This window comes from Microbacterium mangrovi, from assembly GCF_000802305.1.
In the GTDB taxonomy this organism is placed as follows: domain Bacteria; phylum Actinomycetota; class Actinomycetes; order Actinomycetales; family Microbacteriaceae; genus Microbacterium; species Microbacterium mangrovi.
The window spans coordinates 940,258-954,976 of sequence record NZ_JTDK01000006.1; the positions used below are offsets into that span (position 1 = coordinate 940,258).

Consider the following 14,719-nt stretch of genomic DNA (forward strand, 5'->3'; position numbering starts at 1 on the left):
GTCAAGCAAGAGCAATGGCGTAAGCGTGACGCGAGAGGCAGACTGAGGAGGTGAAGATCGACGTGCGTACCCCCGACGGAAACCCCGTGAGTTGGCAGGATGCCACCCACCCCATCGGAGCCGCGTTGCGCATCGTCCCCCGATTCACGGTGGACGCTGAAGACGACCAGACCGGCCTCGGCAACACCCTCGATGTCGAATACGACCAAGCAGAAGGCCGCTACGTCATTCGGCAGGCCACCGTCCGCTCCCTCACAGGAGCAGAAGTCACAGGCACAGAACTCCGGCAGGTCCGTCTCGCCGAAGTCGTGCAGGCCGCGTCGCCCCACTGCGTTACGTTCACCCTCGGCGACGAGGGCGATGGTGCAATCACTGCGGCGGAAGTAGCAGCATCCGAGGGGCGGCTGCTCCCGAAGTGGCTCGCTGACTCGCTCGTCGCGACATCGGAGAGTCGCAACCTGCCCGAACCGGCGCGGAGCGAAGCGCGCGAGGCCCGACTGGACGCTGTGCAGCTGGTTTACGGCGTTGCAGCGCTGACTGGTCAGCCGCCGGCAAAGGCCATCGAACGCGAGCTCAACGTGGCGCCCCGAACGGCTGCCCACTGGATTCATCTTGCCCGCAACGCGGGCCGTCTCGAAGGATTGGGGTACGCCGCCGGCCGACCTCCCCGTGGGTAGCGTCGAGCCCTACAAGACCGCGAACGGCCGACGCTACCGCGCCCGTTACCGCACCCCGGATCACCGACAGGTCGAACGTCGAGGATTCCGCACGAAGCGGGATGCGGAGGAGTTCCTCGCCAGCGTCGACGTCTCAAAGTCGCGGGGTGACTTCATCGACCCGGCACGGTCCCGCGTCACGGTCCGTGAAGTTGCCGAGGAGTGGTACAGCGGACAGGTGCAGTTGAAGCCGACGACTCGTGCCGGCTACCGGCATCTGCTCGACAAACACATACTTCCTCGGTGGGGCGACAAACAACTCACCTCTGTGCGCCATGGCGAGATCCAATCATGGGTCGGCGAACTGGCCGCAGACCGAGCGCCGCAGACTGTGCGGAACGTGTTCGCTGTCCTGGCGCTCGTATTCAATTACGCCGTCCGCGACAACCGGATCGTGCGGAGCCCGTCGGCTGGCGTGACGCTGCCACGACGAGTGCATACCGAACGTGGGTACCTGACCCACTCTCAAGTGCGCCGTCTGGCCGATGAATGCACACCCTACGGGGGCCTCATCATGTTTCTGGCCTACACCGGCCTGAGATGGGGTGAGGCGGCCGCACTGCGGGTTCGTGACATCAACGTTTCGCGCCAACGTGTCGAAGTCGCGCGGTCCGTGACCGAGCCCGGCGGCAAGCTCGTTTTCGGAACTCCGAAGACACATGCACGCCGCTCCGTGCCATACCCGAACTTCCTCGCGCCGATGATCGAAACGCAGGTGCGTGGCCGTGGCCCGAACGATCTTGTGTTCCACTCCCCCGACGGATCCGTCCTGCGAAACGGCAACTTCCGTAACCGGATCCTGCGCCCCGCGCTGGCGCGAATCCATACCGGCTACATGGATACGGATGGAACCGTCATTCCCGCAGACCGAATCTTCCCCACCGTGACACCACACGACCTGCGACACACCGCGGCATCGCTCGCCATCTCGGCCGGCGCCAACGTCAAGGCAGTGCAGCGGATGCTCGGTCACGCGTCCGCGACCATGACGCTCGATGTCTACGCCGACCTCTTCGCGGACGACCTCGACTCCGTCTCATCGGCACTCGATCGAGCAATCACTCTGGCAACAGCCGCGGAGACGGAACGAAGCACCGATGTGACCCGTCCGGACGCGTGAGGTCGACTGACCACGCACATCCACCCGCCTGTCGCGCGCTCATCGTTGGTCTGAGCGCTGCGTCGATCGCGATACGAGAGGACGCACGGCGAACCTGTCGAGCTGCGGGCGCTGGATCGCGTACGGGTGGTCTCGCGCGCTCTCACGAGCACAGGTTTCGTTTCAGATGTGGGCAAATTGTGGGCGAACGTCCGTTTCAGCTCGCTCCGCATGCTACCCAAACGCAAGAAATCCCAGGCATCACCTGGGATTTCTTTCTGTGCCCCCGACAGGAATCGAACCTGCGACCTTTGGTACCGGAAACCAACGCTCTATCCCCTGAGCTACGGAGGCGTACCGGACGAGCCTACCAGTCGCCGGGCACGCCTCCGAACACCTCCACCCTCACGCCGACGCCGCCTCCCGCTGCCGGAGGTCCTTGCGCAGGATCTTGCCCGCCGCGGACTTCGGCACGACGTCGATGAACTCGACCTCCCGCACCTTCTTGTGCGGCTCGACGCGCTCGGCGACGTACGCCATGACGTCGTCGGCATCCAGCTGGGCTCCCGGCGCGAGCACGACGAACGCCTTGGGGAACTCCTCGCCCTCGGCATCCTGCACGCCGATCACGGCGGCATCCGCGATCTGGGGGTGGCCGAGGAGGATCGCCTCCAGCTCGGCCGGCGCGACCTGGTGCCCGTGGTACTTGATGAGCTCTTTCACCCGCTCCACGATCGCCAGGTATCCGTCGCGGTGCACCCGGGCGACGTCGCCCGTGTGCAGGAAGCCGTCGGCATCCACGGTGGCCGCCGTCGCCTCCGGGTTGCCGAGGTAGCCGAGCATGACGTTGGGGCCGGCGACCCACAGCTCCCCCGGTGCGGTCCAGCCGTCGTCGCCGAACTCCGTGATCTCCGCACCGGTGGCCGTGTCGACGATCCGGCAGGTCTCCGACGGCAGCAGGAACCCGACCGCATTCGCGGGCAGGTCCCCGCGCGTGCGGGGAATCGCCGACGCCACTGCACTCAGCTCGCTCATCCCGAACCCCTGCAGCAGCGGCGCACCGACGCGCGCCGACGCCCGTTCGGCGGTCGCCGCATCGAGCGGCGCCGCGCCGGAGTACACCACCGTCACCGAGGAGAGGTCGAACTGCTCCACGGCCGGATGCTTCGCCAGTCCGACCACGATCGGCGGGGCGACCACCACCACGGTGCATCGGTGCCGCTGCAGGTCGCTCAGGAACTCGACGAAGTCGAACCGCGCCATCGGCACGATCGCCGCTCGCCCGCGAAGCGCCATCGTCATCAGCGCGATGAGCCCGTACACGTGGAAGAACGGCATCACCGCGTGGACGCGGTCGTCGGTGGTCGGTCCGAGCACGATCCGCGTCTGCTCCGTGTTGGCCACGATGTTGCGGTCGCTCATCAGGACGCCCTTCGGGAACCCGGTGGTGCCCGACGAGTACGGCATCAGCGCGACATGCGTCGCCGGATCGAAATGCACCTCGGGTGCTCCGCGCCCCTCCGCGATCATGCCTCGCAGATCGGGATGCCCTGGCGCGCCGTCGATCACGACGATTCGGTCGCCCGGGATCCCGACGCGCGCGGCGGCGGCCGCGCACTGCGGCAGCAGCGGTGAGATCGTCACCATCCAGGTCGCCTGCGAGTCGATCAGCTGCGCCTCGATCTCGTCCGGCCCGTACAGGGTGTTCACCGTCGTGACCGTGGCGCCGGCGCGCAGCATCCCCTGGATCGCGGTGATGTACGCCGGGATGTTCGGGCACAGCAGCGCCATGACCGTGCCGACCCCGACGCCGCGGGCGGCGAGCGCGCCGGCGAGCGCGTTCACCTGGGCACGCAGCTGCCCGTACGTGGTCTCGGTGCCCGTGCGGGGGTCGATCACCGCGACGCGGTCGAGATCCCCCACTTCGAGCGTGTCGAACAGGAATGCCGAAACACCGACATCCGGAATCTCGAGCTTCGGATACTGACTCGTGAACACGATGGCCTCCCCAGGACACACGCGAGCGGTAGAACCCGGGTCGACGTTCCACTCCCCAGCGGTGAGCCTGACCCGAGACAGCGCAATAGTACGCTCGCGGCGGCTCCGCGGCTAGCGGGTCACTTCGCGGGTTCGCGGTCTCCGGCCGGGCTCTCGGCGGGCAGGTGCGCCGCGGCCTGATCGCCGTGCACCAGGGGCATCGCCCGGGCGTGGTCGAGCACGTCGTCGTCCTGATCGCTCAGGTGGTTGAAGATCTTCGGTTCCATGTCGACTCCCCAGTCGATCGCGAGCACCTGCTCTGACGGGGAAGAGCGTGACGAGCCCGCGAAAGATACATGCTCAGGGTACTCCCCCGAGGCGTCCCGTCCGCGGAACCGGCGTCAGTGGTCGCCGACGAGTTTCAGGCCCACGACGCAGCCGACGAGGCCGAGGATGAGCAGCATCCGCACGATCGAGAACGGCTCGGCGCCGGTGAGCATCGCGTAGCCGACGGTGAGCGCCGCGCCGATGCCGACCCAGACCGCGTAGGCGGTGCCGGTGGGGATGTCGCGCATCGCGAAGGCGAGGCCGCCCATGGATGCCACCAGCCCCACGCCGAACACGACGGTCGGCCAGAGTTTCGTGAAGCCCTCGGTCTTGCCGAGCGCGGTCGCCCAGACCGCTTCGAGGACGCCGGAGACGATGAGGATGACCCATGACATGTGACTGCTCCATGGCCAGTCTTGTCGCTCACCGGGTACTGATCCGTCGTCCGGGGACCCTGTTGCGGATCCGGTTCCCACGATACCGGGTGTGCCTGATCACCCCCTGGGCAGATCAGCGCAGGCGGTAGGTGAGGTCGCGGATGTCGCGGCCCTTGGCGATGCCCTTGCGTTCGAACGCCGTCATCACGCGCCCGTCGAAGCGGTCGGCCCAGTCGCCGGCGAAGTCGCGTTCGAAGGGCGCCGCGGCATCCATCACCTCCCGCATCTGCAGCGCGTAGTCCTCCCAGTCGGTGGCGAGGCGCAGCACGCCGCCGGGTGCGAGGGCGGCCGCGGCGATCCCGGCGAACTCCGGGGCGATCAGGCGTCGCTTGTTGTGCTTGGCCTTGTGCCACGGATCCGGGAAGAAAACCCACAGCTCGGTGACGGAGCCTTCCGGCAGCAGATGCTGCAGCACCTCCGGCGCGTTCGCCTCGGCGAGGCGCAGGTTGTGGATGCCGGCCGCGGCGGCATCCTTCATGGTGCGCGCGAGCCCCGCCTTGAACACCTCGACGGCGAGGAAGTCGACGTCGGGGCGGGATGCCGCGGCGTGCACGATCGCGTGGCCCTGACCCGACCCGATCTCGACGACGAGCGGCGCGGCGCGTCCCCACACCTGCGCGGGATCGATGTGGGATCCCTCGGCGACGCTGGTGCCCGGGATGCCGCGCGGCACGTCGAGCAGGTACGCGGGTGCGAGGTCGGCCCACGCGCGTTCCTGCGCGTCCGACATCCGGCCGCTGCGCCGCACGAATGAGACGGGCTTGTCACGGTACGTTCGCGGCGCGGGCACGTCTCCGGTCACCGGTGCATCAGGGGTTTCGGGCATCCCCCAAGCCTACGAGTTCTTGCCCTTGCGCCCTGAGCCTGTCGAAGGGCAACACCCCCGAGTGGTATTGCCCTTCGACAAGCTCAGGGCCCTTCGCCAAGCTCAGGGCGCTTCGACAGGCTCAGGGCGCGTGAACCGGTGTCACTGGGTGACGAAGTCGATGAGTTCCTCCACGCGGCCGAGCAGCGACGGCTCGAGGTCGCGGTAGGTGCGCACGCGGCCGAGGATGCGCTGCCAGGCCCGCGCGATGTCCGCCTGGTCTTCGGCCGGCCACCCGAACGCCCGGCAGACGCCGACCTTCCATTCGACGGAGCGCGGGATCTCGGGCCACTTCTCGATCCCGAGCGTCGACGGCTTCACGCACTGCCAGACGTCCACGAACGGGTGACCGACGATCCGCACGTGCGCGCCGTGCGGTCCGCGCTCGACGGCCTGCGCGATGCGCGCCTCCTTCGAGCCGGGCACGAGGTGGTCGACGAGCACGCCGTAGCGGCGCTCCGCACTGGGCGGATCGTCGCGGAGCGTGGCATCCAGCAGGTCCACGCCCTGCAGGTACTCGACCACGACCCCCTCGGCGCGGAGGTCCGCGCCCCACACCTTCTCGACCAGCTCCGCGTCGTGGCGGCCCTCCACGAGGATGCGGCTGGGACGGGCGACCCGGGCACGGGAGTCGGGTGCGGCGAACGACCCCGACGCGGTGCGCACCGGGCCGCGCGCGGCCTTGGGCGTCGGCGCGACGAGCACGGCCGGCTGTCCGTCGACGAGGAAGCCCGGTCCGAGGGGGAAGAGCCGCTTCTTGCCGAAGCGGTCCTCGAGTTCGACGAGGCCCTGCGACAGCCCCACGACCGCGCCGCAGTAGCCGTCCTCGGCGACCTCGACCACGAGATCGCGGGATGCCTCCACGCGCGCCACCTGCTTCTGCGACCGTTCGCGCCAGCCTGCGGCCAGCACGTCGGTGCCGTACCTGTCGTCCATGCCACCTCCAGACGATGAGGCTACGGCACCGATCCCGCGGCGACCGCGAGGCAGGGCCGCCGCGACGAGACCGAGGCGCAGCAGCCCTTCCTCGGCGGCGCGAACCTGGCTCGACGGCGCGAGACACCCCGGCATCCGTCCGCACCTATCCGTTGTCGGCGCCCCGACCTAGACTCGACCCATGGCGAAACAGTCGATTTTCGGACGCATCTCAGCACTGGTCAAGGCCAATGTGAACGCGATGCTGGACAGTGCAGAAGACCCGCAGAAGATGCTGGATCAGCTCATCCGCGACTACACCAACAACATCGCGGAGGCGGAGGCCGCCATCGCCGAGACGATCGGCAACCTGCGCCTCATGGAGCGCGACCACGCCGAAGACCAGACCGCCGCCGCCGACTGGGGCAACAAGGCGCTCGTCGCGAGCCGCCGCGCCGACCAGCTGCGCGGCACCGGGAACACTCCCGAGGCCGACAAGTTCGACAACCTCGCCAAGATCGCCCTGCAGCGTCAGATCCAGTTCGAGAACGAGGCGAAGTCCGTCGAACCCCAGATCGCCGCGCAGAACCAGGTCGTCCAGCAGCTCAAGGACGGCCTCAACGGCATGAAGACCAAGCTCGAGCAGCTGAAGTCCAAGGCCGCCGAGCTCGTCGCTCGGCAGAAGGTCGCCGAGGCCCAGAACAAGGTCGCCGATGCCGTCAAGTCGGTCGACATCCTCGACCCCACCAGCGAACTCGGCCGGTTCGAAGACAAGATCCGTCGCCAGGAGGCCCTCGCCGCCGGCAAGCAGGAGCTCGCGGCATCCAGCCTCGACGCGCAGTTCAACGCGCTCGACGACATCGGCGAACTCAGCGAGGTCGAGATGCGCCTGGCCGCGCTCAAGGCGGGCCAGCAGCCCGCCGTGAAACCGGCCGCGTCGCAGCCCGCCATCGACGCCCCCACCGCCCCTTACACTCCGGGCGAGTGAGGGCATCCCGGTGACGCGGTTCGTCATCGTCCCCCAGTGGCAGGGTTCCCCCTCCGCCCGCGGGATGCTGCTCATCGACGGCGCGAACACGATCGCGGGCGACCTGCCGCGCAGCACCACGACGCGCATCGAGGTGCCGCTCGAGGCTGGTGAGTCCCTCGACACCGGCGTTCTGCGCGCCAGTGCGCTGCAGCGGGTACGCGCTCTCCTGACCGAGACTCTGCAGTCCGGCACCGACCATGCCGTCGTGATCGGCGGCGACTGCGGGGTCGCGGTGCCGGCGATCGAGCACGCGCTCGCGCAGCATCCCACGCTCGCCGTGGTCTGGTGCGACGCGCACGGCGACCTGAACGTCCCCGAGTCGTCGCCGTCCGGCGCATTCGGCGGGATGGCACTGCGCGCGGTGCTCGGCGAGGGCGAGCCGTCGCTGCGCGGTGCCGCTGTCGACGTCACACGGGCCGTGCTCGTGGGTGCGCGCGACCTCGACCAGGGCGAGGAGGAGTTCGTCGAGTCCGCCGGCATCCGCCTCGTGTTCGCCGAAGACCTCGCCGCCGCCGATTCGCTCGCCGACGCAGTCGCCGCGACCGGTGCCGACGCCGTCTATGTGCACATCGACCTCGATGTGCTCGATCCGGCGGAGATCACCGGGGTCAACATGGCCGCGCCGTTCGGCGCCCGCACCGTCGAACTCGCCGCCGCGATCCGGGCGCTGCGCGAACGCGTCCCGCTCGTCGGTGCCTCGATCGCCGGATTCGCCCCGGCCTCCCCCGATTCCGCGGTCGACGACATGGGCGCGATCCTGCGGCTCGTCGGCGCCGTCGCGTGAACGGACGCCGAGGCACCGTCGCGTGAACGGACGCAAAGGCGCCGTCGCGTGAACGGACGCAAAGGCACCGTCGCGTGAACCCCGACCGGTTCATCCCCGGCTTCCTCCTCGATTCGCCCATCAGCCGGGTCGGTTCCTGGTACGGCACGGCGGTCGGCGCCGTGTGGGGGTTCCTCTGGAGCACCGGTCGCGTCGAGCGGCACGGCGACCTGTTCGTGTTCCGCGGGATGCCCCGGACGACGTTCCGCCGCGGCGGGGTGTGCGTGGGCCGCTGCTACCTGACCGGCGACGAGCCGGTGACCGCGGCGGTGCTGCGGCATGAGGCCGTGCACGTGCGGCAGTGGCGCCGTTACGGCGCGCTCTTCCCGCTGCTGTACGCCCTCGCCGGTCGTGATCCGATGCGCAACAGGTTCGAGATCGAGGCCGGCCTCGAGGACGGGAACTACCTCTGACGGACGCGGGCCAGAATAGACGCGTGACCGACGATTTCGACGAGTTCTCGTTCCTGCCCGCGATGGCGCAGGATGCCGGCATCCGCACCCCGCTTCCCCGCACCGCGCGGGTGAATCTGACCCTGGCCGACGGCCGCACGCTCAGCGCGCTGCGCTTCGGCGACGGTCCGCCGGTCGTGACCCTGCTGCACGGCGCCGGGCTCAACGCCCACACGTGGGACACGACGCTCCTCGCGGCCGGGGTCCCCGCCCTCGCGATCGACCTGCCCGGACACGGCGACTCGTCGTGGCGGGAGGATGCCGCGTACGTCGCCCCGACCCTCGCGCCGGACGTGATCACCGCCCTCGAGACGTGGACCGACCGGCCCCAGGTGCTCGTCGGGCATTCGCTGGGCGGACTGACCGCCGCGAAGGTGGCGGCATCCCGCCCCGACCTCGTCCGGGAACTCGTCGTCATCGACATCACCCCCGGCATCGACCCGGCCGGAGACGCCCAGTCGATCGCCGCGTTCTTCGCCGGCCCGACCGACTGGGCGAGCCGTGACGAACTGGTCGACCGGGCGCTGAGCTTCGGTCTCGGCGGCAGCCGGGAGGCGGCCACGCGCGGTGTGTTCCTGAACTCGCGGATGCGCGACGACGGCCGGGTGGAGTGGAAGCACCACTTCGCCCACGTCGCCAACCGACTCGCCGGCGACCCCGCCGCGGCGGCCTCCGCGATGGCCGAGCAGGATGCCGTGCGCGACGTGCTCGCCGCCTCCGGATGGGATGACCTCGCCGCTGTGACCGTCCCGGTGCTGCTGATCCGCGGCGACCGCGGATTCGTCACCGAGGACGACGCCGACGACTTCGGAGATCACCTGCCCGCCGCATCCGTCGAGACCGTCGCCAGCACGCACAACGTGCAGGAGCAGCTCCCCGTCGCACTCGGCGAGCGCCTCCGCACCCTTGCCCTCGCCCCCGGTCGTTGAGCGAGGGAGCGCAGCGACCGAGACGAAACGCATCTCTCACGATTGTGTTGCAGAACGGGACGATCGCCGCCTGCGCGCGTCGTTCCGACCCTAGGCTGGGTGATCGACACGCATCGTCGCGCGCAGTCCCCGATGCGCGTCGCGACGCGAGCCCGCGAAAGGATCCCACGAATGTCCCGCCGTCCCCGCCGCCTCGTCGTCACGGCCGCCGCCCTGGTCGCCGCGTCCGCCCTCGCCCTCACCGCCTGCACCGGCTCGGGCGGGGCATCCTCCACGGGCCGGCCCGACCCGAACGCGAGCGTCGCGATCCGGCTCGCCCTCGGGCCGAGCAACCTCGACATCCGCGAGACCGCCGGTGCGCCGCTCGACCAGGTCCTGCTCGACAACGTGTACCAGGGGCTGGTGTCGCTGACCACCGATCAGAAGATCGTGCCGGCGCTCGCGAAGTCCTGGACGGTGTCGCCGGACGGCCTCACGTACACCTTCGATCTGCGCACCGGCGTCACGTTCCACGACGGGCAGGCGCTGACGCCGCAGGATGTCGTGTGGTCGTTGCAGCAGCATCAGAAGAACCAGACGTGGGCGAATGCGACCGACCTGGCCGCGGTGAAGTCGGTGAGCGCGTCCGGCCAGACGATCACGGTCGTGCTGTCCTCCCCCGACGCCAATCTGCTGTTCGGTCTCACCGGTCGGGCCGGGACGATCCTGAAGAAGGACGACACGGTCGACTACAAGACGAAGGAGAACGGCACCGGCCCGTTCACCCTCGGCTCGTGGAACCAGGGCGCGAGCATCACGCTCGACCGCTACGCCAAGTACTGGGGCGACAAGGCGAAGGTGAAGGATGTCACGTTCGACATCATCGCCGAGAATCAGGCCGCGATCAGCGCCGCCCAGTCCGGTGAGCTCGACGTCGTCACCGGCTTCGACGCGACCCTGAACGACCAGTTGAAGAAGTCCGGCTTCGCCGTCACCAACGGCAAGGCGACCGACAAGTACGTGCTCGCGATGAACAGCCACAACAAGTACCTGTCCGACAAGCGGGTGCGCGAGGCGCTGCGCCTCGCGATCAACCACGACGCGATCGTGAAGGCCGTCGGCGGCGCCGGCAAGACCCTGTACGGCCCGATCCCCGAACTCGATCCCGGCTACGAGGACCTCTCCTCGGTCGCACCGTACAACCCGAGCAAGGCGAAGGAACTGCTGAAGGCGGCCGGCGCCAAGGACATGACGCTGACGCTCACGATCCCGTCGGTGTACGGCACCACCCTGCCGCAGATCCTCGTGTCCGACTTCAACGCCGTCGGCGTCACCCTCAAGGTCAACCAGGTCGACTTCCCGACCTGGCTCACGCAGGTCTACACGAACAAGGACTACGACCTCAGCATCGTCGACCACGTCGAGGCGCGCGACTTCGACACCTGGGCCAACCCGGACTACTACTACACGTACGACAACCCCGAGGTGCAGCGCCTGTACACCCAGGCGATCCGGTCCACCAGCGAGTCAGCCTCGAACGACCTCCTCAAGCAGGCCGCCCGGATCGTCTCCGAAGACATGGCCGCGGACTGGCTGTACAACTGGACGCCGCCGGTCGCGGTCGCGCCCGGAGTCACGGGGATGCCGATCGACAACGTGAACTCGCGCATCAACCTGGCTCAGATCGCCAAGAGCAAGGGGTGATCCGGTACGCGCTGACCCGGCTGGCCCTGCTGGTGGTGGGGCTGGTCGTGGCCAGCGTGCTGATCTTCCTGTCGTTGCGGGTGCTGCCCGGAAACGTCGCGCAGATGATCGTGGGGACGAACGGGACCCCCGCCCAGGTCGCCGCGCTCGAACAGCAGCTGGGTCTGTCGCGACCCCTGGTCGTGCAGTACCTGGACTGGCTGGGCGGCATCCTCCACGGCGACTTCGGGCGCTCGCTCATCACGGGCACCCCGGTGCTCGACGAGCTGGCCCAGAAGGCGCAGGTCACCGTGCCGCTGGGCATCCTGTCGATGCTGGTCGCGCTGCTGGTCGCCCTGCCATTCGGCGTGATCTCGGCGCTGCGGCGCGGCCGCGCGAGCGGCACCGTGCTCAGTGCCGGCGCGCAGACCGTCGCCGCCGTGCCCGTCGTCTGGGCGGGCATGATGCTCGTCGTCGTGTTCGCGGTGTGGCTCGGCTGGCTCCCCGCACAGGGCTTCCCGCGCAGCGGATGGGACACCCCCGGCCTCGCCCTCGAATCGCTGATCCTGCCGGCGGTGACCATCGGCGTCGTCGAGGGCGCCATGCTCCTGCGGTTCGTGCGCAGCGCGACGCTGGAGGCGACCGACCAGGACTACGTGCGCACCGCCGCCGCCAAGGGACTCACCCGCACGCAGGCGCTGCTGCGGCACGGGCTGCCGAACGTCGGCCTGTCAGTCATCACCGTGCTGGGGCTGCAGGTCGCCGGCATCATCGTCGGCGCGGTCATCGTGGAGCAGCTGTTCTCGCTGCCCGGCATCGGGCGGATGCTGGTGTCCGACGTGACCGCCCGCGACCTCCCCAAGGTGCAGGGCGAACTGCTCGTGCTCACCGGCTTCGTGCTGTTCATCGGGTTCGTCGTCGATCTCGTGCACCGCATCCTCGACCCGCGGCTCCGGGAGGCGGAATGACCCCGCACGCGCGCGCCGGCATCCTCCGGCGCCTGTGGAGCCTCGGAACCGGACGGTTCGGGCTGATCGTCGTCGCGGTCGTCGTGATCACCGCGGCCGTGTCGCTGGTGTGGACGCCGTTCCCGCCGCTGCAGACCGACATCGGGGCCGCGTGGCTCCCCCCGTCGTGGCCGCACCTGCTCGGAACCGACGCGCTCGGCCACGACATCCTGTCGATGATCATGGCCGGCGCCCGCACGACGGTGATCGTCGCCGTCGGGGCCGGGCTCATCGCCACCGTCATCGGCATGGCGCTCGCCGTGCTCGGCGCCCTCACCGCCCGCTGGCTGCGGGAATCGGTCGCGGTGTTCGTCGACATCCTGATCGCCTTCCCCGTGCTCATCATCGCGATGATGATCGCCGCGGTGTGGGGCGGCTCGCTGTGGGTCGTGGTGTGGGCGGTCGGCATCGGATTCGGCGTCAGCATCGCCCGCGTCGCCCGCCCCGAACTGCGACGCGTGCTGCACGCCGACTTCGTCATCGCCGGGCGTGCGTCGGGCCTCACGAACGCCCAGAACCTGCGCCGGCACCTGATGCCCAACGTCCTCCCGGTGTTCATCGTGCAACTCTCGTGGGGCATGGCGGTCGCGGTGCTCGCCGAAGCCGGCCTGTCGTACCTCGGCCTCGGGGCACCGGTGACCCAGCCCAGCTGGGGGCAGCTGCTGCAGCAGCTGCAGCAGTATCTGGCCGTGCACCCCCTGTCGGCGGTGTGGCCGGGACTGGCGATCATGTTCACCGTGCTGGGACTCAACCTGCTCGGCGACGCCCTGCGCGAGGCCACCGACCCGACGCTGTCCGTGCGCCGCCGCGGCAGTGCGCGCCGCGCGCGCACCCACCAGCCGGAGGTGGTGTCGTGAGCCTCGTCGTCCAGGACCTGTGCGTCGACATCGACGGCCGCCGCGTCGTCGACGGCGTCTCGTTCGAGGTCCCCGATTCGGGCCGGGTCGGCCTCATCGGCGAGTCCGGCTCGGGCAAGTCGCTGACCGCGCTCGCGATCCTCGGTCTGCTCCCCGACGGCGCCACGGCATCCGGTTCGGTCCGCTGGCAGGGCCGCGAGCTGATCGGCGTCTCCGACCGCGAGCTGGCCGGCCTCCGCGGCGACGACCTCGGCATCGTGTTCCAGGACCCGCGCACGGCCCTGAACCCCATCCGCACCATCGGACGCCAGATCGCCGAGTCGGTGCGCATCCACGGGGGTCTGTCGCGGAGGGATGCCGCCGCCCGTGCGATCGCTGAGGCACGCCGCGTCCGCCTCCCCGACCCCGAACGCATCGTTCGGCGGTATCCGCACCAGCTCTCCGGCGGGCAGCGGCAGCGCGCCGCGATCGCCATGGCACTCGCCCCGCGGCCGCGGCTGCTGATCGCCGACGAGCCGACCACGGCCCTCGACGTCACGATCCAGGCCGAGATCCTCGAGCTGCTGCGGGGGCTCGTCGCCGAAGACGGCATGTCCCTCGTGTTCATCACCCATGACCTCGCGGTGCTCGCGCAGGTCGCCACCGACGCCGTCGTGCTGGCGCACGGCCGCGTCGTGGAGGCCGGCGCGGTCTCCCGGCTGCTCGACGCGCCCGCGCATCCCGTGACGCAGGCGCTGCTGCGCGATGCGACTGCGACGCTGTGGCGCCCCGGTGCCGGAGGTGCACGATGAGTGTCCTGCTGCGCGGCCGCGGCATCCACCGCACCTACTCGGCGCCCCGCACGTGGGTGTGGCAGCCGCGCACGTTCACCACCGCGCTCGCGGACGTCGACATCGACGTCCGCGCGGGGTCGTCGGTGGGCATCATCGGCGAGTCCGGGTCGGGCAAGTCCACGCTCGTGCGGATCCTCCTCGGGCTGGATTCCGCCACCTCCGGCTCTGTCGAGTTCGACGGCCGCCCCGTCGACGCACGAGCCGGCGCGCGGGCGCTCCACTGGCTGCGGCGACGCACCGGGATCGTGTTCCAGGACCCCTACGCCTCCCTGGATCCGCGCCAGCGGGTGGCGCAGATCGTCGGCGAGCCGCTGTGGGCGCTCGGGCTGGCGGGCGACGGCACGCCGGGGACCGCCGACCGCCGCGAGCGCGTCCGGGAGGTGCTTGCGGACGTCGGGCTGGATGCGGATGCCGCCGAACGGTATCCGCACGAGTTCTCCGGCGGGCAGCGGCAGCGCATCGCCCTCGCCCGCGCGCTCGTGCATCGTCCCGAGGTGCTCGTCGGCGACGAGCCCCTCTCCGCGCTCGACGTCACGGTCCGCGCGCAGATCCTCGCCGAGCTCCAGACGCTGCGCACGCGGGACGGCCTCACGATCGTGATGGTGTCGCACGACCTCGGGGTGGTGCAGAACCTGTGCGACGAGGTCGTCGTCATGCAGGACGGCCGGGTCGCCGAGGAGGGCCCCACCGAGAAGGTGCTCCAGCAGCCGCAGGTCGCCTACACGCGCCGCCTGCTGGCATCCATCCCCACGATCTGAGCCGGGCCGGGGCTGCGGCACAGGAGTGTCCG

At 69.8% G+C, this 14,719-nt stretch carries 16 protein-coding genes, 1 tRNA gene and 1 riboswitch; of the genes, 11 read left to right on the forward strand and 6 right to left on the reverse strand.

Annotated features, from left to right (window positions below):
* The first annotated feature begins 50 nt into the window (after positions 1-50).
* Together LK09_RS21120 and LK09_RS21125 are read left to right on the forward strand one after the other, a co-directional pair.
* On the forward strand, positions 51-677 hold the full coding sequence (locus tag LK09_RS21120; RefSeq protein ID WP_156138685.1) for a hypothetical protein: 627 nt from the start codon (positions 51-53) through the stop codon (positions 675-677).
* Positions 670-1,836 carry a site-specific integrase gene (locus LK09_RS21125; RefSeq protein WP_082008126.1) on the forward strand — a complete coding sequence of 389 codons (1,167 nt, stop codon included), beginning with the start codon at positions 670-672 and terminating at the stop codon, positions 1,834-1,836. Before LK09_RS21120 ends, LK09_RS21125 begins: the two co-directional genes overlap by 8 nt.
* Positions 1,837-2,096: 260 nt before the next feature.
* On the opposite strand, the gene LK09_RS08275 is transcribed toward LK09_RS21125, so the two are convergent.
* The 6 genes from LK09_RS08275 to LK09_RS08295 form a co-directional block, all read right to left on the reverse strand.
* Positions 2,097-2,169 (reverse strand) — tRNA-Arg (locus LK09_RS08275).
* Positions 2,170-2,220: 51 nt separating this feature from the next.
* Entirely contained in the window at positions 2,221-3,813 is a 1,593-nt protein-coding gene (locus LK09_RS08280; protein ID WP_082008127.1) for an AMP-binding protein, read from the reverse strand.
* A 119-nt stretch (positions 3,814-3,932) separates the two neighbouring features.
* Positions 3,933-4,079 (reverse strand): hypothetical protein, encoded by a 147-nt coding sequence (locus tag LK09_RS21440; RefSeq protein WP_156138686.1) that lies wholly within the window; start codon positions 4,077-4,079, stop codon positions 3,933-3,935.
* Positions 4,080-4,193: 114 nt separating this feature from the next.
* On the reverse strand, positions 4,194-4,514 hold the full coding sequence (locus LK09_RS08285; RefSeq protein WP_039397774.1) for a DMT family transporter: 321 nt from the start codon (positions 4,512-4,514) through the stop codon (positions 4,194-4,196).
* A gap of 10 nt (positions 4,515-4,524) precedes the next feature.
* Positions 4,525-4,589, reverse strand: a riboswitch (guanidine-III (ykkC-III) riboswitch).
* 40 nt (positions 4,590-4,629) lie between these two features.
* Positions 4,630-5,382, reverse strand: coding sequence for a tRNA (guanosine(46)-N7)-methyltransferase TrmB (trmB, locus tag LK09_RS08290; protein WP_052226543.1), 753 nt, complete (start codon positions 5,380-5,382; stop codon positions 4,630-4,632).
* Between the two features lie 141 nt (positions 5,383-5,523).
* The gene (locus tag LK09_RS08295) at positions 5,524-6,357 is read right to left on the reverse strand and encodes a DUF3097 domain-containing protein (protein WP_039397777.1); all 834 of its coding nucleotides are present in this window, start codon (positions 6,355-6,357) and stop codon (positions 5,524-5,526) included.
* Between the two features lie 181 nt (positions 6,358-6,538).
* On the opposite strand from LK09_RS08295, the gene LK09_RS08300 reads away from it, so the two are divergent.
* The 9 genes from LK09_RS08300 (at position 6,539) to LK09_RS08340 (ending at position 14,687) form a co-directional block, all read left to right on the forward strand.
* Entirely contained in the window at positions 6,539-7,324 is a 786-nt protein-coding gene (locus LK09_RS08300; protein WP_039397779.1) for a PspA/IM30 family protein, read from the forward strand.
* A gap of 10 nt (positions 7,325-7,334) precedes the next feature.
* A complete protein-coding gene (locus tag LK09_RS08305) occupies positions 7,335-8,150 on the forward strand; it encodes an arginase family protein (RefSeq protein WP_039397781.1) in 816 nt (271 codons plus the stop codon).
* 74 nt (positions 8,151-8,224) lie between these two features.
* The gene (locus tag LK09_RS08310) at positions 8,225-8,602 is read left to right on the forward strand and encodes a hypothetical protein (RefSeq protein ID WP_039397784.1); all 378 of its coding nucleotides are present in this window, start codon (positions 8,225-8,227) and stop codon (positions 8,600-8,602) included.
* Positions 8,603-8,664: 62 nt separating this feature from the next.
* Positions 8,665-9,570: an alpha/beta fold hydrolase gene (locus LK09_RS08315; protein ID WP_052226600.1), complete on the forward strand. Its 906-nt coding sequence runs from the start codon at positions 8,665-8,667 to the stop codon at positions 9,568-9,570.
* A 171-nt stretch (positions 9,571-9,741) separates the two neighbouring features.
* Positions 9,742-11,253 carry an ABC transporter substrate-binding protein gene (locus tag LK09_RS08320; protein ID WP_039397788.1) on the forward strand — a complete coding sequence of 504 codons (1,512 nt, stop codon included), beginning with the start codon at positions 9,742-9,744 and terminating at the stop codon, positions 11,251-11,253.
* Positions 11,250-12,200 carry an ABC transporter permease gene (locus LK09_RS08325; protein WP_039397790.1) on the forward strand — a complete coding sequence of 317 codons (951 nt, stop codon included), beginning with the start codon at positions 11,250-11,252 and terminating at the stop codon, positions 12,198-12,200. The genes LK09_RS08320 and LK09_RS08325 overlap by 4 nt, the downstream gene beginning before the upstream one ends.
* Positions 12,197-13,096: an ABC transporter permease gene (locus LK09_RS08330; RefSeq protein WP_039397792.1), complete on the forward strand. Its 900-nt coding sequence runs from the start codon at positions 12,197-12,199 to the stop codon at positions 13,094-13,096. Before LK09_RS08325 ends, LK09_RS08330 begins: the two co-directional genes overlap by 4 nt.
* The gene (locus tag LK09_RS08335) at positions 13,093-13,887 is read left to right on the forward strand and encodes an ABC transporter ATP-binding protein (RefSeq protein WP_039397794.1); all 795 of its coding nucleotides are present in this window, start codon (positions 13,093-13,095) and stop codon (positions 13,885-13,887) included. The genes LK09_RS08330 and LK09_RS08335 overlap by 4 nt, the downstream gene beginning before the upstream one ends.
* Positions 13,884-14,687, forward strand: coding sequence for an ABC transporter ATP-binding protein (locus tag LK09_RS08340; RefSeq protein ID WP_039397796.1), 804 nt, complete (start codon positions 13,884-13,886; stop codon positions 14,685-14,687). The genes LK09_RS08335 and LK09_RS08340 overlap by 4 nt, the downstream gene beginning before the upstream one ends.
* Positions 14,688-14,719: the final 32 nt, after the last annotated feature.